At 70.8% G+C, this 21,157-nt stretch carries 24 protein-coding genes; 18 read left to right on the forward strand and 6 right to left on the reverse strand.

Annotation, left to right across the window (positions count from 1 at the left end):
• Positions 1-31 precede the first annotated feature (31 nt).
• The 5 genes from rpmH to V7Z97_RS07280 all read left to right on the forward strand — a co-directional run bounded on the left by rpmH (position 32) and on the right by V7Z97_RS07280 (position 4,231).
• On the forward strand, positions 32-166 hold the full coding sequence (rpmH, locus tag V7Z97_RS07260) for a 50S ribosomal protein L34 (RefSeq protein ID WP_068877158.1): 135 nt from the start codon (positions 32-34) through the stop codon (positions 164-166).
• Positions 167-192: 26 nt separating this feature from the next.
• On the forward strand, positions 193-600 hold the full coding sequence (rnpA, locus tag V7Z97_RS07265) for a ribonuclease P protein component (RefSeq protein ID WP_334162433.1): 408 nt from the start codon (positions 193-195) through the stop codon (positions 598-600).
• Positions 601-2,397, forward strand: a complete 1,797-nt coding sequence (yidC, locus tag V7Z97_RS07270) for a membrane protein insertase YidC (protein ID WP_334162434.1) — start codon at positions 601-603, stop codon at positions 2,395-2,397.
• A gap of 71 nt (positions 2,398-2,468) precedes the next feature.
• Complete coding sequence (gene yihA, locus V7Z97_RS07275; protein ID WP_334162483.1) at positions 2,469-3,038, forward strand: ribosome biogenesis GTP-binding protein YihA/YsxC; 570 nt, start codon at positions 2,469-2,471, stop codon at positions 3,036-3,038.
• Positions 3,039-3,088: 50 nt separating this feature from the next.
• A complete protein-coding gene (locus V7Z97_RS07280; RefSeq protein ID WP_334162436.1) occupies positions 3,089-4,231 on the forward strand; it encodes an acyl-CoA dehydrogenase family protein in 1,143 nt (380 codons plus the stop codon).
• 1 nt (position 4,232) lies between these two features.
• On the opposite strand, the gene V7Z97_RS07285 is transcribed toward V7Z97_RS07280, so the two are convergent.
• Positions 4,233-5,510, reverse strand: coding sequence for a Xaa-Pro dipeptidase (locus V7Z97_RS07285; protein ID WP_442958020.1), 1,278 nt, complete (start codon positions 5,508-5,510; stop codon positions 4,233-4,235).
• Between the two features lie 115 nt (positions 5,511-5,625).
• Here V7Z97_RS07285 and argB point away from each other — a divergent pair, with 115 nt between their 5' ends.
• The 3 genes from argB to dapD are packed head-to-tail and all read left to right on the forward strand — an operon-like array spanning position 5,626 to position 8,047.
• Positions 5,626-6,540, forward strand: coding sequence for an acetylglutamate kinase (gene argB, locus V7Z97_RS07290; RefSeq protein ID WP_334162438.1), 915 nt, complete (start codon positions 5,626-5,628; stop codon positions 6,538-6,540).
• Complete coding sequence (locus V7Z97_RS07295; RefSeq protein WP_334162440.1) at positions 6,537-7,214, forward strand: pyrimidine 5'-nucleotidase; 678 nt, start codon at positions 6,537-6,539, stop codon at positions 7,212-7,214. Before argB ends, V7Z97_RS07295 begins: the two co-directional genes overlap by 4 nt.
• 2 nt (positions 7,215-7,216) lie before the next feature.
• Complete coding sequence (gene dapD / locus V7Z97_RS07300) at positions 7,217-8,047, forward strand: 2,3,4,5-tetrahydropyridine-2,6-dicarboxylate N-succinyltransferase (RefSeq protein WP_334162442.1); 831 nt, start codon at positions 7,217-7,219, stop codon at positions 8,045-8,047.
• Positions 8,048-8,063: 16 nt separating this feature from the next.
• Here dapD and V7Z97_RS07305 read toward each other — a convergent pair whose 3' ends face one another.
• Positions 8,064-9,143, reverse strand: a complete 1,080-nt coding sequence (locus V7Z97_RS07305; RefSeq protein WP_334162444.1) for a hypothetical protein — start codon at positions 9,141-9,143, stop codon at positions 8,064-8,066.
• Positions 9,144-9,292: 149 nt separating this feature from the next.
• On the opposite strand from V7Z97_RS07305, the gene V7Z97_RS07310 reads away from it, so the two are divergent.
• From V7Z97_RS07310 to V7Z97_RS07320, 3 genes are read left to right on the forward strand one after another with little or no spacing between them, the layout of a single operon-like run.
• Positions 9,293-10,591, forward strand: a complete 1,299-nt coding sequence (locus tag V7Z97_RS07310; protein WP_334162446.1) for a cytochrome P450 — start codon at positions 9,293-9,295, stop codon at positions 10,589-10,591.
• Positions 10,592-10,593: 2 nt separating this feature from the next.
• Positions 10,594-11,616, forward strand: coding sequence for a phosphotransferase family protein (locus tag V7Z97_RS07315; RefSeq protein ID WP_334162448.1), 1,023 nt, complete (start codon positions 10,594-10,596; stop codon positions 11,614-11,616).
• Positions 11,613-11,996 carry a hypothetical protein gene (locus V7Z97_RS07320; protein ID WP_334162450.1) on the forward strand — a complete coding sequence of 128 codons (384 nt, stop codon included), beginning with the start codon at positions 11,613-11,615 and terminating at the stop codon, positions 11,994-11,996. Before V7Z97_RS07315 ends, V7Z97_RS07320 begins: the two co-directional genes overlap by 4 nt.
• On the opposite strand, the gene V7Z97_RS07325 is transcribed toward V7Z97_RS07320, so the two are convergent.
• From V7Z97_RS07325 to V7Z97_RS07335, 3 genes are read right to left on the reverse strand one after another with little or no spacing between them, the layout of a single operon-like run.
• Positions 11,993-12,415 carry a DUF1810 domain-containing protein gene (locus V7Z97_RS07325; protein ID WP_334162451.1) on the reverse strand — a complete coding sequence of 141 codons (423 nt, stop codon included), beginning with the start codon at positions 12,413-12,415 and terminating at the stop codon, positions 11,993-11,995. The two genes, V7Z97_RS07320 and V7Z97_RS07325, sit on opposite strands and share 4 nt — an antisense overlap.
• A 9-nt stretch (positions 12,416-12,424) precedes the next feature.
• On the reverse strand, positions 12,425-12,811 hold the full coding sequence (locus V7Z97_RS07330; protein ID WP_334162453.1) for a nuclear transport factor 2 family protein: 387 nt from the start codon (positions 12,809-12,811) through the stop codon (positions 12,425-12,427).
• Positions 12,808-13,116: an NIPSNAP family protein gene (locus V7Z97_RS07335; RefSeq protein WP_334162455.1), complete on the reverse strand. Its 309-nt coding sequence runs from the start codon at positions 13,114-13,116 to the stop codon at positions 12,808-12,810. The genes V7Z97_RS07330 and V7Z97_RS07335 overlap by 4 nt, the downstream gene beginning before the upstream one ends.
• A gap of 103 nt (positions 13,117-13,219) precedes the next feature.
• On the opposite strand from V7Z97_RS07335, the gene V7Z97_RS07340 reads away from it, so the two are divergent.
• The 5 genes from V7Z97_RS07340 (at position 13,220) to V7Z97_RS07360 (ending at position 17,937) form a co-directional block, all read left to right on the forward strand.
• Complete coding sequence (locus tag V7Z97_RS07340) at positions 13,220-13,900, forward strand: ArsR/SmtB family transcription factor (protein ID WP_334162457.1); 681 nt, start codon at positions 13,220-13,222, stop codon at positions 13,898-13,900.
• 87 nt (positions 13,901-13,987) lie between these two features.
• Positions 13,988-14,398 carry a Zn-ribbon domain-containing OB-fold protein gene (locus V7Z97_RS07345; protein ID WP_334162458.1) on the forward strand — a complete coding sequence of 137 codons (411 nt, stop codon included), beginning with the start codon at positions 13,988-13,990 and terminating at the stop codon, positions 14,396-14,398.
• Positions 14,399-14,402: 4 nt separating this feature from the next.
• Positions 14,403-15,545 (forward strand): thiolase C-terminal domain-containing protein, encoded by a 1,143-nt coding sequence (locus tag V7Z97_RS07350; RefSeq protein WP_334162459.1) that lies wholly within the window; start codon positions 14,403-14,405, stop codon positions 15,543-15,545.
• Positions 15,545-17,002, forward strand: coding sequence for a CehA/McbA family metallohydrolase (locus tag V7Z97_RS07355; protein ID WP_334162460.1), 1,458 nt, complete (start codon positions 15,545-15,547; stop codon positions 17,000-17,002). Before V7Z97_RS07350 ends, V7Z97_RS07355 begins: the two co-directional genes overlap by 1 nt.
• A 41-nt stretch (positions 17,003-17,043) precedes the next feature.
• Positions 17,044-17,937 (forward strand): NAD(P)/FAD-dependent oxidoreductase, encoded by an 894-nt coding sequence (locus V7Z97_RS07360; protein ID WP_334162462.1) that lies wholly within the window; start codon positions 17,044-17,046, stop codon positions 17,935-17,937.
• A 4-nt stretch (positions 17,938-17,941) separates the two neighbouring features.
• Here the strand turns inward: V7Z97_RS07360 and V7Z97_RS07365 are convergent, their stop codons facing one another.
• Positions 17,942-18,367 carry an Lrp/AsnC family transcriptional regulator gene (locus tag V7Z97_RS07365; RefSeq protein ID WP_334162463.1) on the reverse strand — a complete coding sequence of 142 codons (426 nt, stop codon included), beginning with the start codon at positions 18,365-18,367 and terminating at the stop codon, positions 17,942-17,944.
• Between the two features lie 123 nt (positions 18,368-18,490).
• Between V7Z97_RS07365 and V7Z97_RS07370 the strand changes: the two genes are divergently transcribed.
• Together V7Z97_RS07370 and amaB are read left to right on the forward strand one after the other, a co-directional pair.
• Entirely contained in the window at positions 18,491-19,600 is a 1,110-nt protein-coding gene (locus V7Z97_RS07370) for a saccharopine dehydrogenase family protein (RefSeq protein ID WP_334162464.1), read from the forward strand.
• Between the two features lie 6 nt (positions 19,601-19,606).
• The gene (gene amaB / locus V7Z97_RS07375; protein ID WP_334162466.1) at positions 19,607-21,139 is read left to right on the forward strand and encodes an L-piperidine-6-carboxylate dehydrogenase; all 1,533 of its coding nucleotides are present in this window, start codon (positions 19,607-19,609) and stop codon (positions 21,137-21,139) included.
• Positions 21,140-21,157: the final 18 nt, after the last annotated feature.

The following is a 21,157-nucleotide window of genomic DNA, read 5'->3' on the forward strand; positions in this document are numbered from 1 at the left end:
GCCGCTCGATTTTGGACCCGGAGCTTTTCTCGTGAAGCGCACCTTCCAGCCCTCCCGCCTCGTGCGTGCGCGTCGTCACGGCTTCCGTCTGCGCATGTCCACGAAGAACGGCCAGAAGATTCTCGCCCGCCGTCGCGCCAAGGGCCGCAAGCGCCTGAGCGCCTAAGCCGCGCGCTGGGCTATGGTGTCCGCGTGCCGGACGCCGCCTTTCCGATCGAACGTCTGAAGAAGCGCAGCGAGTTCCTCGCCTGCGCCAAGGCCCCCTCGTGCGCGAAGGGGGCCGTTCTCGTTCAGGCCCTGTCCCGCGGGGACGACCGCCCCCTCGTCCGCGCCGGCTTCACGGCCACCAAGCGCATTGGCGGCGCCGTCGAGCGGAACCGCGCCAAGCGCCGGATGCGCGAGGCCGCCAGGCTGCTGCTGCCCGACTTCGCCCGCCCCGGCGTCGACTATGTCTTCATCGCCCGCGGCGGCGTGACCACCCGCGAGTGGCCGCGTTTGCTTGACGATGTGAAAAGCGCGCTGATAAGGCTCGCCGCCGACCGCGAGCGCCCCGACGTGAAGGGCCCGCGCCCTGCTGCCCCGACGGACCGCACCCCCTAAATGCAAAGCGACGACAACAGCCGCAACACGATCATCTTCATCGTCGCCGCGGTCATCCTCTTCATCGCCTACCAGTTCTTCGTGCTGGAGCCCGCCCAGAAGCGGCGGCAGGCGGAGCTCGCGCGCCAGGCGCCGGCCGCAGTCCAGACCCAGCCGGGGGTTTCGACGGCCGCGGTCCCGCAGGTTCCGCAGGCCATGACCCGCCAGGCGGCCGTGGCCGCCACGCCGCGCGTCCCGATCGCCACGCCCTCGGTGCGCGGCTCCCTGTCGCTGCGCGGCGCGCGCATCGACGACCTCTTCCTCACCGAGTACCGCGAGACGGTGAAGAGGAACTCGCCGCCGGTGGAGCTGCTGCGGCCGGAGGGGACCCAGTTCGCCTGGTTCGCCGACATCGGCTGGACCGGCGCCAACGTGCCCGGCCTGCCGACCGCCGACACCGTCTGGACGCTGGTCCAGGGCTCGACCCTGGCGCCCGGCCAGCCTCTGGTTCTGCAGACCACCAACGGCGCGGGCCTGACCTTCACCCGCAGGATCGAGGTGGACGACAAGTTCCTGTTCACCGTCACCGACACGGTCGCCAATACGACCGGCCAGGCGATCACCATCGCCCCTTACGCCTCCGTGCAGCGCCAGGGCGTTCCGAAGGACCTCGGCACCAACCAGATCGTCCACGAGGGCGCGGTGGGCTGGCTCGACGGCAAGCTCCGGCAGGTGAAGTACAAGAAGTGGCAGAAGGACGGCGGCGGCCCCGCCTACACCTCCACCGGCGGCTGGGTCGGCATCACCGACAAGTACTGGCTGACGGCCCTGATCCCGGGCGGCAATGAGCGCGTCACCGGCCAGTTCCGGGAGACCGACGCCGCGGGCCTGGCGATCTTCGACGCCAACTTCGTGGGCGAACCCCGGACCATCCCGGCCGGGCGCCAGATCACCGAGACCACCCACTTCATCGCCGGCGCCAAGCGCGTGCCGCTGCTCCGCCAGTACCAGCAGCAGCTGGGCGTCGAGCGCCTGGACTGGGCCGTCGACTGGGGGAACTTCTGGTTCCTGACCCGGCCGATCTTCTCCTTCCTGGCCTTCATCTCGGGCCATGTGCTGAACTTCGGCGTGGCGATCCTGCTGCTGACCGTCGTGGTGCGGCTGATCTTCTTCCCGCTCGCCAACAAGCAGTACGAGTCCCTGACCAAGATGAAGAAGGTGCAGCCCCAGATGGAGGAGCTGCGCAAGAAATATAAGGACGACCCGGCCAAGCAGCAGCAGGAGCTGCTCGCCCTCTACCAGCGCGAAAAGGTCAATCCGCTCGCCGGCTGCCTGCCGCTGCTTCTGCAGATTCCGGTGTTCTACGCCCTCTACAAGGTGCTGACCGTCACCATCGAGATGCGCCACGCGCCGTTCGTGGGCTGGATCCAGGACCTCTCGGCGCGCGATCCCACCACCATCTGGACCCTCTTCGGCCTGATCCCCTGGGATCCGGCCTCGGCGCCGCTGATCGGCGGCTTCCTGGACGGGGCCCTGCACCTGGGCGTGCTGCCGCTGCTCTACGGCGTGACCATGTGGCTCACCACCTCCATGAGCCCGCCCGCGCCCGATCCCATCCAGCAGCGGATCTTCCAGCTGATGCCGATCATGTTCACCTTCATCATGGCGCCGTTCGCCGCCGGCCTGCTGCTCTACTGGACCTGGTCGAACGTGCTCACGATCCTGCAGCAGTACGTGATCATGCGCCGGTTCAAGGTCGACAACCCGATCGACAAGCTGATCCGCAAGCTCACCGGCAAGCCGGATCCCGTCACATGACCGACGCCGCCTTCGACGCCGAGGCGCTGGAGGCGGCGCGTGTCCTGTTCGCGGGCGAGGCGAACTTCCTGATGGGCGCCGTCGCCATGGACGGCCTGCCCGACACGGACCTGCCGGAGGTGGCCTTCGCCGGCCGTTCCAACGTCGGCAAGAGCTCGCTGATCAACGCGGTCACCGGCCGCCTGCGCCTGGCCCGGTTCTCCAACGAGCCCGGCCGCACGCGCGAGGTGAACTTCTTTGTCATCGGCGACAACCAGCTCAGGCTGGTCGACCTTCCCGGCTACGGCTTCGCCCGGGCCTCCAAGGGCGTGGTGAAGAAGTTCCAGAACCTGGGCCGCGACTACCTGCGCGGCCGGCCCAACCTCAAGCGCGCCTTCCTGCTGATCGACTCCCGCCACGGCCTGAAGGAGGTGGACGAGGAGGCCATGGCCGCCTTCGACACCGCCGCCGTCAGCTACCAGATCATCCTGACCAAGGCCGACAAGCTGAAGCCGTCCGAGGTCGCCGACGTGGTCGCCCGGACCCAGGCGAAGATCGCCAAGCGCCCCGCCGCCTTCCCGCGCGTCCTGGCCACGTCCTCGGAGAAGGGGACCGGCATCCCCGAGCTCCGGGCCGAGATCGTCCAGGCCTGCGCCGTCTAGGCGGACCCTGCGTCAGCGGGCTAAGTCGCGGGTGACCGGGAGGATATCCGATGCTCACCACCGACGGCCGCGCCACCTGCGACGAAGACATGAACCTGTTCCGCGACCAGGTGCGGAAGTTCTTCGACCGCGCGCTGATCCCCAACCTCGACCGCTGGGAGGAGGAGGGCGTCGTCGACCGCGGCTTCTGGCGCGCCTGCGGCGAGGCCGGCCTGCTCTGCCCCACCGTGCCGCCGGAGTACGGCGGCCTGGGCCTCGACTTCCGCTACAACGCGGTGATCGACGAGGAGCTGGCCTATGCGGGCTCTTCGGCCGGCATCACCCTGCAGTCCGACATCGTCGCCGACTACATCGTCAACTACGGCTCGGAAGAGCAGAAGCAGAAGTGGCTGCCGAAGATGGTCTCGGGCGAGGCCATCACCGCCATCGCCATGACCGAGCCGGGCACGGGCTCCGACCTGCAGGGCGTGCGCACCACCGCCCGCAAGGACGGCAACCACTACGTGGTCTCGGGCTCCAAGACCTACATCACCAACGGCCAGAACGCCGACCTGATCATCGTCGTGGCCAAGACCGACCCCAACGCCGGGTCGAAGGGCATCTCCCTGATCCTGGTCGAGGCCGAGCGCGAGGGCTTCAAGCGCGGCCGCAACCTCGACAAGGTCGGCCAGAACTCCGCCGACACCTCGGAGCTGTTCTTCGAGGACGTGCGCGTGCCGATCACCAACTGCCTGGGCGAGGAGGGCCGCGGCTTCGCCTATCTGATGAGCCAGCTGCCGCAGGAGCGGCTGGGCATCGCCGTCTCCGCCCAGGCTGGCGCCCAGCGCGCCTTCGACGAGGCGGTGAAGTTCACCAAGGAGCGCAAGGCCTTCGGCCAGTCGATCTTCGACTTCCAGAACACCCGTTTCACCCTGGGCGCGCTGAAGGCCAAGCTGCAGGCCGGCTGGGCCCACCTGGACTGGGCGATCCAGCGCCATCTCGAGGGCAAGCTCACGGCGGCGGAAGGCTCCGCCGCCAAGCTCTTCCACACCGAGCTGCAGTGGGAGGCCTGCGACACCGCCCTGCAGCTGCACGGCGGCGCCGGCTACATGAACGAGTACCCGATCGCCCGCCTCTGGCGCGACGCCCGCGTCCAGCGGATCTACGGCGGCACCAGCGAGATCATGAAGGAGGTCGTGGCGCGGTCGATCTGACCTATTCGGACCGCACCACCTCGCCGCCCTTCATCACGAACACCGGCGTTTCCAGCACGGTGACGTCGGCCAGCGGGTCGCCCTTGACGCCCACGAGGTCGCCGTAGCGGCCGGTCGCCACCTGGCCCACATCCTTCTCCCAGCCCAGCGCCTGGGCGGCGTTGAGCGTCGCCATCCGGATCGCCTGCAGCGGGGTCGCCCCGTAGCGCACCACGACCGCGAACTGCTTGGCGTTCTCCCCGTGCGGATAGATGCCTGCGTCGGTGGCGAAGACCTGCTTCACCCCGCCCTTCAGGCTCTTGCGGAAGTTCTCCCGCTGCAGCTCGCCGATCTCGCGGTCCTTGCGCAGGTTGTCCTCGAGCACGCCGTTCTTCTTGCCTTCGGCCTGGGTGTAGTCGGTGTTGTAGATGTCCATGCCGAACCACGTGCCCTTCTGGGCCGCCAGCCGGACGCCCTCGTCGTCCACCAGGCTGACGTGTTCGATGGTGTCGACGCCGGCGCGGATGGCGTCCTTGATCCCCGCCGGCCCGTGGGCGTGGGCGGCGACCTTCAGGCCGGCCATGTGGGCCTCCTCGACGATGGCGGTCATCTCGGCGAGGCTGAGCTGCTGGGCGCCGACCGAGGGTCCGCGCGAGAACACACCGCCCGTGGCGCAGATCTTGATCACCTGGGCGCCGTACTTCTTGGCGAGCCGCACCTTGGCCCGGCCCTCCTCCGGGCTGTCCACGGTGTAGGGACTCTTCTCCGCCATGGACGGGGGGAAGAAGGTCGAGTCGCAATGGCCGCCCGTGGCGCCCAGCGCATAGGTGGCCGTGACGATCCGCGGGCCGGGGATGTAGCCGCCATCGATCGCCTCGCGCAGGCCCACGTCGGCGTAGAACTCCGAGCCCACGTTGCGCACCGTGGTGAAGCCGGCCTCCAGGGTGTCCTTCGCGTGCCGGGTGGCCACCGCCGTCCAGAAGGCGTCGGAGTACTCCAGGTAGTTGTAGCCGCCGATCTTGGCCACGCTGGTCAGGTGGACGTGCATGTCGATCAGGCCGGGCAGCAGGGTCACGCCCGGCAGGTCCACGCGGGTCGCGCCCGCGGGGACGGCGTCACCCTGGCGTCCGACAGTCGTGATCCGCCCGTCGGTGATCACCACCAGCGGCCGCTCCACATAGCGGCCGGCGCCGACGTCCAGCAGCCGGTCGGCGCTCACCGCCACCGTCTCCGCCTGCGCCGCGCCCGCCAGCAGCGCCGCCGCCGCGGCCAGGGCCGCCGTCCCGAGATCCTTACGCACCGTCACATTCCCCCGAATTGCTGGTCCGTTTCCCGCTTAGCACGCCGGGGGCCGCGTGACAGGGGAGGCGGCGTCCGCTATCGGACCCGCGACCGAAGGCGACGGAGCAGGACGGGTGAGCGAGACGAGCGAAGGCCAGGGCTGGGCGACGGCCAAGACGCTCGCGGAGGCCCTGCCCTACATCCAGATCTACGACCGCGAGACCGTGGTCATCAAATACGGCGGCCACGCCATGGGCGAGGAGCAGGTGGCCAAGCTGTTCGCCGCCGACGCCGTGCTCCTGAAGATGCTGGGCGTCCATCCCGTGGTGGTCCACGGCGGCGGGCCGCAGATCTCCGCCTGGCTCGCCAAGGCCGGCGTGAAGTCCACCTTCGTGGACGGCCTGCGCGTCACCGACGAGGCGACCATGGAGGTGGCCGAGATGGTCCTCTCCGGGGCGATCAACAAGGAGATCGCCAACTGGATCACCCAGGCCGGGGCCGAGGCCGACGTGCGCGGCGTGGGCCTGTCGGGCAAGGACGCCCGCATGCTGACCGTCGAGAAGGTCACCCGCACCAAGAAGGACCCCGACAGCGAGGTCGAGCGGATGGTCGACCTCGGGTTCGTGGGCGAGCCCAAGCGGGTCGACCCGAAGATCATCGAGGCCCTGCTCTACGCCGAGGAGGACTACGTGCCCGTCGTGGCGCCGATCGGCGTCTCGGAGAGCGGCGAGACCTACAACATCAACGCCGACACCGTGGCCGGCGCCCTGGCCGGCGCGCTGAACGCCAAGCGCATGCTGCTGCTCACCGACGTGGCCGGCGTGCTGGGCAAGGACGGCGAGCTGATCCGCCAGATGACGGTCGCGGAAGCCCGCAAGGCGATCGCCGACGGCGTCGCCACCGGCGGCATGATCCCCAAGCTGGAGACCGCCATCGCCGCGGTGGAGGCCGGGGTCGAGGCCGTGGTCATCCTCGACGGCCGCCGGCCCCACGCCATGCTGGTCGAGCTGTTCACCGAGCACGGCGCAGGCACCCTGATCCGAGAATGAGCGCCGATCTCGCCCCCGCGGACCTCAGGCACGTCGACACCTGGCTGTTCGACCTCGACAACACCCTCTACCCGGCCGAGTGCGGCTTCATGGGCGAGATCGAGCGGCGGATGACGGCCTATGTCATGCGGGTGACGGGGCTGGACCGCGACGAAGCCTACCGGCTCCAGAAGCAGTACCTGGCCGACCACGGCCTGACGCTCATCGGCATGATGCGCCACCACGGCGTGGACCCGCTGGAGTTCCACGCCCTGTTCCACGACCTCTCGCTGGAGGCCCTGGCGCACGACCCGGAGATGATCGCCGCCATCGCCCGCCTGCCCGGCCGGCGGCTGATCTTCACCAACGCCGACGACGTCCACGCCGAGCGCGTGCTGGCCCGGCTCGGCCTCTCCGACCTGTTCGAGGACGTCTTCCACATCGGCAGCTCCGGCTACACGCCGAAGCCCGATCCGGGCGCCTTCGCGGCCATGAACGCCGCCCACGGGATCGCCCCCGGCCTGGCGGCCTTCTTCGAGGATTCCGAGCGCAACCTGGCGCCCGCCGCCGAGCTCGGCATGACCACCGTGCTGGTGGGCCCGCACGCGCCCGCCTGCACCGCCCCCTTCGTCCACCACCGCACCGCGCGCCTCGCCGACTTCCTGGCCGGCGCCCAGGTCAGGGAAGCCGCCTGAGAATGATCGAAGAGCTGAAGCGCGTCATCGAAGCCGCCTGGGAAGCCCGCGACGGGATCAACACCTCCACCCAGGGCGAGGTCCGCGACGCCGTGCGCGAGACCATCGAACTCCTGGACACCGGCGCCCTGCGCGTCGCCGAACGCCAGGCGGACGGGACCTGGGTCACCCACCAGTGGGCCAAGCAGGCGATCCTGCTGCTGTTCCGCCTGACGCCCAATGCGGTGATCGAGGCGGACGCGCCCGGCCCCTACTGGGACAAGGTCCCGCTGAAGTTCTCCGGCTGGGACGCCGCCCGCTTCGAGCAGGCCGGCTTCCGCGCCGTGCCGGGCGCCATCGTCCGCAAGGGCGCCTTCATCGGCAGGGGCGTGGTCATGACGCCCTCCTTCGTGAACATCGGCGCCTATGTCGACGAGGGGACCATGGTCGACACCTGGGCGACCGTAGGATCCTGCGCCCAGATCGGCAGGAACGTGCACCTCTCCGGCGGCGCGGGCATCGGCGGCGTGCTGGAGCCCCTGCAGGCCAATCCGACGATCATCGAGGACAACTGCTTCATCGGCGCCCGCTCGGAAGTGGCGGAGGGCGTCATCGTCCGCGAGGGCTCGGTGCTCTCCATGGGGGTCTACCTGACCTCCACCACCCCGATCGTGAACCGTCGCACCGGCGAGGTGACCACCGGCGAGGTGCCGCCCTACTCCGTGGTGATGTCGGGCTCGCGGCCCAACCCGCACGACCCCAACCTGCCGTCCACCTACTGCGCGGTGATCATGAAGACGGTGGACGAGCGCACGCGCTCCAAGACCAGCATCAACGAGCTGCTCCGGGACTGACCCGGGGCGGCCGCGCTCAGCCCACGGCGTACGGCCGGTAGGGCCCGAGGATCAGCTGCTCGAAGACGCCGACGCCTTCCTGCCGCGCCTCGCCCGGCGCCTCGAAGGTCGCGCGGCTGACCGCCTGGATGTGGAAGTTCTCCATGGCGCCCATGTCGACGCTGGCGAGGTCGATGTCCTCGCGGGCCACCGCCAGCTCGCCCTTCAGCGCCCCGTGCCGCCAGTCGCCGCCATAGCCGATGCCGCGCATCAGAAAGGTGGTGACCGGCTCCAGCTTCACCGTCGCCTCGCCCTGGGCGAGCGGGATCTTCAGCGTTCCGGCGCGCGCATGGCGGGTCCCCGGGATCAGGTCCACCTCCTCCATCCGCGGCGCCTCGGCGTGCCAGCCGCCGCCCTCGCCCGCGCCGTCCGGCAGGATCACCGCGCGGGTGTTCCAGGCCTGGCCGTCCGGGTCGGCGTTGATGTGGAAGAAGACGCTGCGGTCCTGGAAATTGACCGGCGTCCACTGCCAGAAGAAGCCCGTCAGCCCCGCGCCGGGCGTCGGCTGCGGATCGGGGGCGCCCACCGGACGGATGCCCCAGGAGCGGTCGCGCGACCCGGTCCAGCCCGCGACCTCCCGGCGCTCGCCGTCCACCTCCAGCCAGCCGGAGACGCGGACGTTCTGGGTCAGTCGGGTGTAGTCCATGAACAGGCGCGGACCGATCCGCTTGACGAACCTGGGCTCCTCGATCGGGAAGGACCGACCCTCGAAGGTCAGGTCCGCGGCCATACCCTCGGCGCCCTCCACGGCCACGCGCAGCTTCCGCAGCGGCTCGAGGATCTCGATGCGGATCGGTCCGACCGTGAGGTCCATCCGCTCCATGCCGAGGACCCGCGAGGCGTGCAGGCAGTACTGCTTGCCGTCGCGGATCACCGACAGGTGCGCGTCCGCCACGTTCAGCGCCGGATAGACCCCGAAGGCCACCGCGAAGAAGTCGCGTCCGTCGGGCGAGTAGCCGTTGAAGAAGTAGCGGTCGTAGAAATTCCGGTCCGAGCCCGCATAGGCGATCGGCTCCGGCGTCTGGTGGATCGGGTAGTCGTCGCCCTTGGTCAGCATTGGTCCCCTCCCGTGGAGCGCTTCCGCCCCTGAGCTCTGGCCGACCTTACGTCCGGTCAGTCTTGCGGCTTTTCGGTGTGGCGTATCATGGTTGGGCGACAACAAGGCAAGGGAGGCGCGCTCCCGGCTCCGGGAGGCGCGAGGGCGACATGAGCGTGATGAGCGCCGCGGACCACCGCATTCCCCAGGACGTGGCCCAGCAGCTGGTGGATCCGGTGGCCTACGCCGACGGCCGCATCCACGAGGCCTACCGGTGGCTGCGGAAGAACGAGCCCTTCGGCGTCGCCGAGGTGCAGGGTGTCGACCCGTTCTGGGTGGCCGTGCGGCACGCCGACATCCTGGAGATCAGCCGCCAGAACGACCTGTTCCTGAACGGCGCGCGCAATCCGGTCATCACCTCCCAGGTCGCCGACCGCAAGGTGCGCGAGATGATGGGCGGCAGTCCGCACCTGCTGCGCACCCTCATCCACATGGATGAGCCCGACCACATGAAGTACCGGGTGCTGACCCAGGCCTGGTTCCTGCCGCAGAACCTGCGGGCCATGGAGGACCGCATCCGCACGATCGCCCGCGCGGCCGTGGACCGGATGCTGGCCACCGGCGGGCGCTGCGACTTCGTCCGCGACGTCGCCCTGCACTACCCGCTGCACGTGATCATGAGCATCATGGGCGTTCCGGAGGAGGACGAGCCCCGGATGCTGAAGCTCACCCAGGAGATCTTCGGCGCCGCCGACCCGGAGCTCGGCCGCTCCGCCCAGAAGGAGAAGGACGTCCCCCTGGAGGAGCGCCAGCTCGACATCGGGGTGATCACCGACTTCTTCGACTACTACCGGCGGTTCTCCGAGGAGAAGCGCAAGAACCCGTCGGACGACCTCGGCAGCCTGATCGCCAACAGCACCATCGACGGCCAGCCGCTCTCCGACCTGGAGGCGATGAGCTACTACATCATCGTCGCCACCGCGGGGCACGACACCACCTCCTCGTCCACCGGCGGCGCCCTGTGGGCCCTGGCCCAGAACCCGGGCGAGTTCGCAAAGGTGAAGGCCGATCCCTCGCTGATCCCCTCGCTGGTGGACGAGAGCATCCGCTGGACCACGCCGGTGAAGACCTTCATGCGCACCGCCGCGCGCGACACCGAGGTCGCCGGCCGGGCGGTGAAGGCCGACGACTGGATCATGCTCTGCTACGCCTCGGGCAACCGGGACGAGGCGGTGTTCGAGGACCCCTTCCTGTTCCGCGTCGACCGCAGGCCGAACAAGCACCTGGCGTTCGGCTACGGCGCCCACGTCTGCCTCGGCCAGCACCTGGCCAAGATGGAGATGCGGATCCTCTGGGAGGAGCTGCTGCCGAAGCTGAAGTCCGTCGAGCTGGACGGTGAGCCGGCGATGAGCGAGGCGGTCTTCGTCAACGGTCCCAAGCGCCTGCCCATCCGCTTCGAGCTCGCCTGAGCGTGTCGCATCCTCTGGCGCCGCGGGTCGCGGCCTATATCTCCGGCAAGCTCGGCTGCGACGTGGCCGTGGAGGCGATGGAGCGCATCTCCGGCGGCGCGAGCCGCGAGACCTACCGCTTCGTCGCCCACTGGACCGAGGCCGGCGCGCCGCGGGAGCGGAAGATGATCCTCAGGCGCGACCCGCCCGCCAGCCTGATCGACACCGAGCGCCGGATCGAGTTCGCCGCCTACCGCGCCTTCCACGGCTCGGCGGTGCCGGTGCCGGAGATGCTGTGGCTGGAGGAGGAGAAGGGGCCCCTCGACCATCCCTTCTTCATCGCCGAGGAACTGGCCGGCTACCAGGCCGCGCCGCAGATGCTGCTCTCCGGGGTGTACGACGCCGTCCTGCCAAAGGTCGCGCAGCGCAAGTGGACGATCCTCGGCGAGATCGCCCGCGCCGACCCGCAGGCGCTGGGCCTCACCGAGGTCATGGAAGCGCCCGCCGCGGACGCCTGCTGGCGCCGCGAGCTGGCCTACTGGGAGGCGGCGCTCGACCGCGACGAGGCGGAGCCCCTGCCGATCACCCGGGCCGCCATCCGCTGGCTGAAGGCCAATCCGCCGCCGCCCGCCCAGAAGGTCTCCGTCGTCCACGGCGACTACCGGACCGGCAACTTCCTGTTCGACGAGGCCGGCGAGATCCACGGCGTCCTGGACTGGGAGATGTGCCACCTGGGCGATCCGCTGGAGGACCTCGCCTGGGGCTTCAACCCGGTGTGGGGCTTCGGCCAGCCGGACAAGGCCGGCGGGCTCCTGCCGCAGGCCGAGGCCATCGCCATCTGGGAGAAGGCCAGCGGGCTGAAGGCCGATCCCGCGGCGCTCCACTGGTGGGTGCTGTTCAACTGCGTGAAGGGCCAGGCCATCTGGGTGGGCTCGGCGCGCGCCTTCCTCGACGGCGGCAACCGGGAGCCGATCATGATCTATCCCGCCTGGTGGCTGATCAACGCCCAGGACCGGGCGATCCTGAAGGTGATGGGCCGGCTATGAACCCTCCCGTCCCCGCGGTCCTCGCCGAGCTCGCCAACCTGGCGCTCCGCTACACCATGCCCGACGCACCTCCGGCCGAGCGGGCCAGCAACCTCGGACTCTCGGCCATGCTGCTCACCCTCGCCGCCGAGGTCTGGGACGGCGCCGCCGCCAACCTGGTCGAGGAGAACCGCGCCGTCCGCGCCCTGCTGGGCGAGGCGGGCGAGGACGCCGACCTGCGCCTGTCGGCGCTCAAGGCCGAGAACGACCGCCTGCGCGCCGCCCTCATCGAAGCCCACGCCGCCGCCGAGCAGGCGGGCGACACGGCCCGGGTCGAGGCGATCTGGGTGGAGCTCAGGGCCTCCACCGAGCGGCGCAAGCTCTCTATCTCGCTGGTCTAGGCGAGCCGCGCCAGGGTCCGCTCGTCCGCAGCGCCGCCGCAGTACCGCTCCAGCGCCCGGCCGAAGCAGGGCTCCTCCGGCGCGGCCGCCCGGAAGAGGGTCATGGACGAGCGGAACTTCATGTCGTCGGGGCTGCCGAAGATCTGGTGCGCCGTGCGCCCCTCCACCGCCAGCACCGCGTCGGTGCAGGCCAGGAGCCGCGGCCCCAGCACCGGATGGGCCAGGTAGGCCCGCGCCTCGCCCAGGCCCGAGATCGCATAGCGCTGGGCCATGGCGCTGGAGCCCAGCCCGGCCAGCTGCGGAAAGACGAACCACATCCAGTGGCTGCGCTTGTCGCCAGCCCGCAGCTCCGCCAGCGCCCGGTCGTAGGTCTGCGCCTGGGCGTCCACGAAGCGCTGCAGGTCGAAGGGGTCGCTCATGGGCGGAGGCTAGACCTCTCCCACCAGCCCGTCGATCAGCGCCTGATCGGCGTCCAGCACCCAGCACTCGGCCAGCAGGCCGTCCTCGACCCGGTAGACGAGCACCCTCAGGGCCTCCGTCCTGCCGAACGCCTCGCGGACGACGATCGCCCCGCGCTCGGCGCCCGCCAGCACGTCGATGATCTCCACCAGCCGCCGGCCGGTGCGGGCGGAGAACGCCGCCAGGGTCCGCAGCGCCTGCGCCTTCCCCACGTGATCGCCGGAGAGCGCGTGGCGTCCGCCGTAATGTAGGGTGAAGCCGTCCGCGTAGCAGGCGGCGAAGGCGGCCAGGTCGCCGGACCGCCAGGCCTCGGCGTAGCGCTCCACCGCGGCCCGGATTTCCGGCCCGCGGTTCATGGCGCCACCGGCTCCAGGAAGGTCCGCGCCTCGGAGAGGATGAACCGCTGTTCCTGCGCCATCCGGAAGTTGGCCGCGCCGGCCGGGTCGGTCTTCAGCCGCGCGCGGTAGGCCTCGTAGGCCGCCAGGCTGTCGAAGGAGATCAGCGCGAGCGCGACGTCGTTGGTCCCCTCGTGCGGCAGCCAGTAGCCCAAGAGGTCGCCCCCGCAGGCCGGGATGATGGTCAGCCAGTTGCGCGCATAGGCCTCGAAGGCGTCGCGCTGGAACGGGTCGATGACGTAGCGGATGCAGCAGGTGACGGTCATGGAGTCCTCCGGTTGCGGTGGGCGGAGGCTTAGCCGCCCGCACACGCGCCACGTTTCGTTCCGGACCGAAGCATGGCCGCCCTTTCCCGGCTAAGGTGCGTCCATGAGGCTCGGGCCCGACATCACGCGCATCGCCGCCCTGCTGGGCGAGCCGGCCCGCGCGAACATGCTCTCGGCGCTGATGGGCGGCCAGGCGCTGACCGCCGGCGAGCTCGCCCGCGAGGCCGGGATCACGCCCCAGACCGCCAGCGCCCACCTGGCCCGGCTGGAGGCGGGCGGCCTGCTCACCCGCCGCCGCCAGGGCCGCCACAGCTACTTCACGCTCGCGGGCCCCGACGTGGCCGAGGCCATGGAGCAGCTGATCGTGCTGGCCGGACGCGCCGGCCACCTGCGCACCCGCCCCGGCCCCCGCGACCCGGCGCTGCGCCGGGCGCGGGTCTGCTACGACCACCTGGCGGGCGACGCCGGCGTGGCCATGCTCGACGCCCTGGTCGCCCAGGGCCGCATCGCGGACCACGACGGCGCGCTGGCCCTCACCGAGAAGGGCCGCGTCTTCGCCAGCGACTTCGACCTCGATCTGGACGCTCCCGGACGGCGGCCGCTCTGCAGGGCCTGCCTCGACTGGAGCGTGCGCCGCAGCCACCTGGCCGGGGTCATGGGCGCGGCCCTGCTGTCGCGCATCTACGCGCTCGGCTGGGCGCGGCGGATCGAGGGCACGCGGGTGGTCCAGTTCAGCGCCCCTGGCGAGGCGGCTTTCCGGGCGACCTTCAAGGTTCCGCTCTGATCCGCTGAGGCGGACGGGTGACAAGCCGCCCAACCTCGGCTTTGCTGCCGGCCTTTCCAGACCGAACCATTTCATAGGGACGATTTCATGCCACCACGGATGCTGCCCGATCCCACGCCGGAGACCCGGCATTTCTGGGACGGGTGCAGGGAGGGCGAGCTTCGCCTTCAGCGCTGCACCGCCTGCGACGGCCAGGCCTACTTCCCGCCGAGGCCCTTCTGCCCGAACTGCGGCAGCCGGGCGGTGGAGGTCTTCCCCGCCAGCGGCAAGGCGGTCCTCTGGTCCTACGTCATCAACCAGCGCCCGCGCCCGGATATGGGGCCGGACCCCTACGCCATCGCGGTGGTGAAGCTCGAGGAGGGGCCGCAGATGATGACCAACATCGTGGGCTGCCCGCAGACGCCCGAGGCGCTGCAGCTCGACATGCCGCTGAAGGTGACCTTCGAGAAGCAGACCGACGACATCACCCTGCCCTTCTTCACCCCGGCGGAGGGCTGATCCCATGAAGCCGAAATCAGTCGCCGTGGTCGGCGCCGCCGAGACCACCAAGATGGGCAAGATCCCGGACGTCTCCGTGATCGGCCTACACGCCGACGCCGCCCTCAACGCCATGGCCGACGCCGGCCTGAAGCCGTCCGACATCGACGGCGTGGCCACCGCCGGGATCAGCCCGGTGGAGCTGGCCCACTACCTCGGCATCCGGCCGACCTACGCCGACGGCACCAGCGTCGGCGGCTGCTCCTTCATGCTGCACGTCCGCCACGCGGCGGCGGCGATCAACGCGGGGCTGGCCACCACCATCCTGATCACCCACGGCGAGAGCGGCCGCTCGCGCGTCGGCGCCGGCGGCTTCGGCCGTTCGCCCTCGAGCCTGATGGGCCAGTTCGAGATGCCCTACGGACCGGTGGGGCCGCCGACCATGTTCACCGTCCCGGTGCTGCGGTACCTGAAGACCTACGGCCTGACGCCGGAGGACATGGCGCCTGTCGCCGTGATCCAGCGGGAGTGGGCGGCCAAGAACCCGCGCGCCAGCTATCGGGACCCGATCACCGTCGACGACGTGATGAACGCCGACATGATCGCCTGGCCCTTCACCAAGCTGATGTGCTGCCTGGTCACCGACGGCGGCGGCGCCCTGATCCTGACCTCGGCGGAGCGGGCCAAGGACTTTCCGCAGAAGCCGGTCTACGTCCTGGGCACGGGCGAGAGCGTCGAGACCCCGATGGTGTCGCAGATGTACGACTTCACCTCGTCCACCGCCTTCCGGATCTCGGGGAAGAAGGCGTTCGAGACCGCCGGCGTCAGCCACGACGACGTCGACCACCTGATGATCTACGACGCCTTCGCCCACCTGCCCCTCTACGGCCTGGAGGACCTCGGCTTCGTGAAGCCCGGCGAGGCGGCGGCCTTCATCCGTGAGCGGAACACAGCGCCCGGCGGGAAGCTGCCGCTCAACACCAACGGCGGCGGGCTCTCGTACATGCACTCGGGGATGTACGGCATGTACGCCCTGCAGGAGAGCGTGCGGCAGATGCGCGGGATCGCCCCCGCCCAGGTGCCGGGCGCGAAGATCAGCGTCGCCCACGGCGTCGGCGGCATGTTCGCCGCCTCGGGCACGATCATCTTCTCCAACGAGGCGCCCTGATGAGGCGCCGGGCGTGGCTGGCGGCGGCGCTCGCCCTGCTGGCCGCGCCCGCCGCCGCCCAGGACCTCACCCTGACCGGCGTCATGACCGGGGCGGACCACCAGACCTACCGGGAGGTCCCGTTCCGGGTGCCGGCCGGGGTCACGGCGGTGACGGTGGAGTTCGCCTACACCGGGCGCGAGCAGAAGAGCGTCATCGACCTGGGCCTGCGCGATCCCGAACGGTTCCGCGGCTGGAGCGGCGGGAACAAGGCGCGCTTCACGGTCTCGGAGACCTGGGCTACGCCCTCCTACCTGCCGGGGCCGCTTCCAGCCGGGACCTGGCGGCTGATCCTCGGCGTCCCGAACCTGCGCAAGGACGCCCGCGCCGAATACACGGCGAAGGTCACCTTCGAGCGGCACGGCCGCTTCCAGGGCTTCGCCGAGGCGCCGCTGAAGACCGGGCCGGCCTGGTACCGCGGCGACCTGCACCTGCACACCGGCCACTCCGACGGATCCTGCGCCGCCCAGAGCGGCCGGCGCGTCCCCTGCCCCGTCTACCGCACCCTCGAGGCCGCTGCGGCGCGCGGCCTCGATTTCGTGGCGGTGACCGAGCACAACACCTCGTCGCACCACCAGGCGCTGGCCGAGCTGCAGCCGGCCTTCGACCGGCTGCTGCTGATCCCCGGTCGCGAGATCACCACCTTCCAGGGCCACGCCAACGTCTTCGGGACCACCGCCCCGCTCGACTTCCAGCTCGGCGGCCCTCGCGCGCCGACCCTGGACAGGATCCTCGACCAGGCGGAGGCGGCCGGCGCCTTTGTCTCCATCAACCACCCGGGCCTGCCCTCGGGAGAGGCCTGCATGGGCTGCGGCTGGACGGCGCCCGCGGACGACCCGCGGCTCGCCGCGGTCGAGGTCGTCAACGGGCCCTACCCCGCGGGCCTGGCCTTCTGGGAGGCGCGGCTGAACGAGGGCCGGCGCGTCACCGCCGTGGGCGGCTCGGACAACCACGACGCCGGCCTCGACCCGGCCCGGGCGCCGGCGGTGGGGGCGCCCACCACCGTGATCTTCGCGGAGAACCTCTCCCAGGCCGCGATCCTGGCGGGCCTGCGGGCCGGCCACGCCTTCGTCGACGTCACGGGCTCGCGCGACCGGCTGCTGGACGTCACCGCCCTGGCCGGCGGCGCCGTGGCCCGCATGGGCGACGTCCTGCAGGTTCCGCCTGGGGCGCGCGTCAGCCTCGAGGTCCGGCTGGAGGGCGTGGAGACCGGCCGCCTGGCCTACGCCGGCCCCCTGGCCGCGCGCATCCGCGAGGCGGGCGTGGGGCCCCTTTCGGCGAACGAGACCCGCAACCTCACCCTGGCCGGCGATGAGCCGGTCTCCGGGTGGCTCCGCATCGACGTCCGCGGCCCGGACGGGCGGCTCTGGCTGCTCGGCAATCCCGTCTATCTGGAGCCGGCGCCGCCCGCGCCCTGAACGAAGGTCCGCCTTGCGGGTTGAGACCGGGGAGGATGCGGATGCTGGACTGCCTGGTGATCGGCGCGGGCCCCGCGGGCCTCACCGCGGCCATCTACCTGGCCCGTTTCCGTCGGGACTTCCGGGTGATCGAATCCGGCTCCAGCCGCGCGGCCTGGATCCCGCGCAGCCACAACCACCCGGGCTTCCCCGACGGCGTGCGCGGGAGGACCCTGCTGGCGCGGATGCGCCGGCAGGCGGAGACCTACGGCGCGCGCATCGACTCCGGCCGGGTCGAACAGCTCACCCGGATCGAGGACGGCTTCGAGATCGCCACGGGGGCCGAAACCCTGCGGGCCCGCGCCGTGATCCTGGCGACCGGGGTGATCGACAACGCCCCCGACATCCCGGGGCTGGAGGACGGGGTCGCCAAGGGGCTGGTGCGCATCTGCCCGATCTGCGACGGCTACGAGGTGATCGGCCAGAAGGTGGGCGTGATCGGCCGCGACGACCACTGCGCCCGCGAGGCGATCTTCATCCGCGCCACCTATTCCGACGACGTCACCTTCATCCACGTGGGCCTCGAGCCACCCGATCCCGCCCTGCGCCGGGACCTGACGGCGGCCGGCGTGGAGGTCATCGACAGCGCCATCCAGGGCGTGGTCATCGAGAAGCGCAAGATCACCGCCTTCGACTTCGGTGCGGGCGAGCCCCGGAAGTTCGACGTGGTCTATTCCGCGCTCGGCGTGACGCCGCGCGTGCAGCTGGCGGTCGAGGCGGGCGCGAAGCTGGACGACAGCGGCAGGCTGATCGTGAACGACCACCAGGAGACCTCGGTCCCCGGCCTCTATGCGGCGGGCGACGTGGTGCGCGGGCTCAACCAGATCTCCACGGCTCAGGGCGAGGCGGCCACCGCCGCCACCGACATCCACAACCGCCTGCGCGAGCGCCGCTGAGGAGTCAGCGGTCGAACTTCGTCGAGAGCACGATCGAGGAGTTGGTCCGCTCCACGCCGGGCAGCCCGCCGATCTCGTCGATCAGGGCGTCCATCTCCGCGACGCTGGGGGCGTCCACCGTGGCGACCATGTCGAAGGGGCCGCTCACCGACTGCAGGCGCCGCACGCCCGGCATCTTCCTGAGGGCCGCGGTGACCGACGAGGCCTGCTTCGGCTCGACGGTGAGCATGATGAAGGCGTGCACCCGCGCTGCTTCGTGGCGCTCGGAGAGGCGCACCGCGTAGCCGGCGATCACCCCGGACCGCTCCAGCCTGGCCAGCCGGCTCTGCACCGTGGTCCGCGACAGGCCCAGCGCCCGGGCCAGCTCGGCGACCGGCGCGCGGGCGTTCTCACGCAGCCGGGCCAGGAGGTGCTCGTCCAGATCGTCCATCGTCACTCCGCCGCCGGGGTTCGTCGACTCGCCCAGAATACCTAAACAAAGCGCCGAAGCGTCAATTGATACCGGCTGCGCCGTGACGGACCCTGGAGGCTGGATTTCTCCGGGAGGCATGCGATGCGCAAGGTGGCTGTGGTCGGGGCGGGCAAGATCGGCTCGACGGTCGTCGACCTGCTGGTGGGCTCCGGCGCCTACGAGGTGCTGGTGATCGACCAGTCGGCCGAGGCGCTGAAGGCGCTGCAGCCGCGGAGCGGCGTCGAGACCGCCGCCATGGCCATCGACGACGTGGACGCCCTCGCCCAGGCGCTGAAGGGCCGCTTCGCCGTGGTCAACTGCGCGCCGTACCACCTGACCGTGACCGTGGCCCGCGCCGCCGCCGCGGCCGGCGCCCACTATCTGGACCTGACCGAGGACGTGGCCTCGTCCCGCGTCACCCGCGAGCTGGCCCAGACCTCCGGCACCGCCTTCATCCCGCAGTGCGGCCTCGCGCCCGGCTTCATCACCATCGCCGCGTGGGACCTCTGCAAGCACTTCGACGAGCTGCACGACGTCCGTCTGCGGGTCGGCGCCCTGCCGCGCTATCCGTCCAACGCGCTGAACTACAACCTCACCTGGTCCACCGACGGGGTGATCAACGAGTACTGCGAGCCCTGCGAGGCCGTGGTGAACGGCAAGCTGCGCGAAGTGCCGGCCATGGAGGAGTGCGAGGAATTCGCCCTCGACGGCGTCACCTACGAGGCGTTCAACACTTCCGGCGGCCTGGGCACCCTGTGCGCCACCCTCGACGGCCGCGTCCGCAACCTCAACTACAAGACCATCCGCTATCCCGGTCACGCGGCCATCATGAAGGCCCTGCTCAACGACCTGAACCTGCGCAACCGCCGCGACGTGCTCAAGGACATCCTGGAGAACTCCGTCCCGGCCACCCTGCAGGACGTGGTCATCGTCTTCGTCACCGTCTCGGGGATGAAGGACGGCCGACTGATGCAGGAAACCTACGTCAACCGGATCTATGCCCAGATGGTCGGCGGCCACCTGAAGAGCGCCATCCAGATCACCACCGCGGGCGCCATCTGCGCCGTGCTGGACATGCTGGCCGACGGCAAGCTGCCGCAGCAGGGCTTCATCCGGCAGGAGGACATCCCGCTGGACGACTTCCTGGCCAACCGCTTCGGGCGGTTCTATGCCCCCGAAGACCAGATCACCTTTCGCGCCGCCGCCGAGTAAGTCCGCATGACCGTCCAGTCCAAGATCACGTCCGCCGCCGCCGACGCCGCCCAGGTGCTCGAACGCCTCGGCGTCCCCGCCGCGAAGTGGACCGGCGGCGACCGCCCGGTCCGCTCCCCCGTCACCGGCGAGGTCATCGCCCAGGTGCACGACAACACGCCCGCCCAGGTGGACGCCGCCGTCGAGGCCGCCCACCAGGCCTTCCTCGCCTGGCGCGTGGTCCCGGCCCCGCGCCGCGGCGAGCTCGTCCGCCTGCTCGGCGAGGAGCTGCGCGCCGCCAAGGCCGACCTCGCCCGCCTCGTCACCCTGGAAGCCGGCAAGGTCGTCTCCGAGGCGAACGGCGAGGTGCAGGAGATGATCGACATCTGCGACTACGCCGTCGGCCTCTCCCGCCAGCTGTTCGGCCTGGCCATCGCCACCGAGCGTCCGGACCACCGGATGATGGAAACCTGGCATCCGCTGGGCGTGGTGGGGATCATCTCGGCCTTCAACTTCCCCGTGGCCGTGTGGTCGTGGAACTCGGCGCTGGCGCTGGTCTGCGGCGACGCCTGCGTCTGGAAGCCGTCCGAGAAGACCCCGCTCACCGCGCTCGCCGTGCAGGCCCTGTTCGAGCGCGCCGTGGCGAAGTTCGGCGACGCGCCGGCCAACCTGTCGGCCGTGGTGATCGGCGGCCGGGACGTGGGCGAGCGGCTGGTGGACCACCGCAAGGTCCCGCTGGTCTCCGCCACGGGCTCCACCGCCATGGGCCGCGCCGTCGGCCCGCGCCTCGCCCACCGCTTCGCCCGCGCCCTACTCGAGCTCGGAGGCAACAATGCCGCCATCGTGGCCCCGAGCGCCGATCTGGACCTGGCGCTGCGCGGCATCGCCTTCGCCGCCATGGGCACCGCCGGCCAGCGCTGCACCACCCTGCGGCGCCTGTTCATCCACGAGAGCCACTACGACGCCTTCCTGCCGCGGCTGAAGGCGGCCTACGCCTCCGTGCCGGTGGGCGACCCCCGAGACGAGGGGACCCTGGTGGGCCCGCTGATCGACCAGGGCTCGCGCTCGCAGATGGTGCAGGCGATCAACGACGCCATCGCCGCCGGCGGTCGGGTCCATGGCGGCGAGGCCGTCGAGGTCCCGGGCTGCCCGGACGCGGCCTACGTGCGCCCCGCGCTCGTGGAGATGCCCGAGCAGGCCGACGTGGTCCGCCGCGAGACCTTCGCGCCGATCCTCTACGTCATGAAGTACAGGGACCTGGCGGAGGCTATTCGCCTGCAGAACGACGTGCCCCAGGGCCTGTCGTCCTCGATCTTCACCAACGACATGCGCGAGGCCGAGCTGTTCATCTCCGCGGCCGGCTCGGACTGCGGTATCGCCAACGTCAACATCGGCCCCTCGGGCGCCGAGATCGGCGGGGCGTTCGGCGGCGAGAAGGAGACCGGCGGCGGCCGCGAGGCGGGCTCCGATTCCTGGAAGGCCTACATGCGCCGGGCCACCAACACGCTGAACTACGGCCGCACCCTGCCGCTGGCCCAGGGCGTGAAGTTCGACGTCTGACCGGAGGGCGCCGCGCGC

The organism is Phenylobacterium sp., assembly GCF_036821595.1.
Classification (GTDB): Bacteria; Pseudomonadota; Alphaproteobacteria; order Caulobacterales; family Caulobacteraceae; genus Phenylobacterium.

Coding starts and splice junctions, on each gene's coding strand:
- V7Z97_RS07280 (WP_334162436.1), top strand. CDS start 3,089: ATGCTCACCACCGACGGCCGCGCCACCTGCGACGAAGACATGAACCTG.
- V7Z97_RS07345 (WP_334162458.1), top strand. CDS start 13,988: ATGCCACCACGGATGCTGCCCGATCCCACGCCGGAGACCCGGCATTTC.
- V7Z97_RS07295 (WP_334162440.1), top strand. CDS start 6,537: ATGAGCGCCGATCTCGCCCCCGCGGACCTCAGGCACGTCGACACCTGG.
- V7Z97_RS07340 (WP_334162457.1), top strand. CDS start 13,220: ATGAGGCTCGGGCCCGACATCACGCGCATCGCCGCCCTGCTGGGCGAG.
- V7Z97_RS07335 (WP_334162455.1), bottom strand. CDS start 13,116: ATGACCGTCACCTGCTGCATCCGCTACGTCATCGACCCGTTCCAGCGC.
- V7Z97_RS07370 (WP_334162464.1), top strand. CDS start 18,491: ATGCGCAAGGTGGCTGTGGTCGGGGCGGGCAAGATCGGCTCGACGGTC.
- yihA (WP_334162483.1), top strand. CDS start 2,469: ATGGGCGCCGTCGCCATGGACGGCCTGCCCGACACGGACCTGCCGGAG.
- V7Z97_RS07365 (WP_334162463.1), bottom strand. CDS start 18,367: ATGGACGATCTGGACGAGCACCTCCTGGCCCGGCTGCGTGAGAACGCC.
- V7Z97_RS07350 (WP_334162459.1), top strand. CDS start 14,403: ATGAAGCCGAAATCAGTCGCCGTGGTCGGCGCCGCCGAGACCACCAAG.
- amaB (WP_334162466.1), top strand. CDS start 19,607: ATGACCGTCCAGTCCAAGATCACGTCCGCCGCCGCCGACGCCGCCCAG.
- V7Z97_RS07325 (WP_334162451.1), bottom strand. CDS start 12,415: ATGAGCGACCCCTTCGACCTGCAGCGCTTCGTGGACGCCCAGGCGCAG.
- V7Z97_RS07320 (WP_334162450.1), top strand. CDS start 11,613: ATGAACCCTCCCGTCCCCGCGGTCCTCGCCGAGCTCGCCAACCTGGCG.
- V7Z97_RS07305 (WP_334162444.1), bottom strand. CDS start 9,143: ATGCTGACCAAGGGCGACGACTACCCGATCCACCAGACGCCGGAGCCG.
- V7Z97_RS07355 (WP_334162460.1), top strand. CDS start 15,545: ATGAGGCGCCGGGCGTGGCTGGCGGCGGCGCTCGCCCTGCTGGCCGCG.
- dapD (WP_334162442.1), top strand. CDS start 7,217: ATGATCGAAGAGCTGAAGCGCGTCATCGAAGCCGCCTGGGAAGCCCGC.
- V7Z97_RS07360 (WP_334162462.1), top strand. CDS start 17,044: ATGCTGGACTGCCTGGTGATCGGCGCGGGCCCCGCGGGCCTCACCGCG.
- V7Z97_RS07310 (WP_334162446.1), top strand. CDS start 9,293: ATGAGCGTGATGAGCGCCGCGGACCACCGCATTCCCCAGGACGTGGCC.
- V7Z97_RS07330 (WP_334162453.1), bottom strand. CDS start 12,811: ATGAACCGCGGGCCGGAAATCCGGGCCGCGGTGGAGCGCTACGCCGAG.
- yidC (WP_334162434.1), top strand. CDS start 601: ATGCAAAGCGACGACAACAGCCGCAACACGATCATCTTCATCGTCGCC.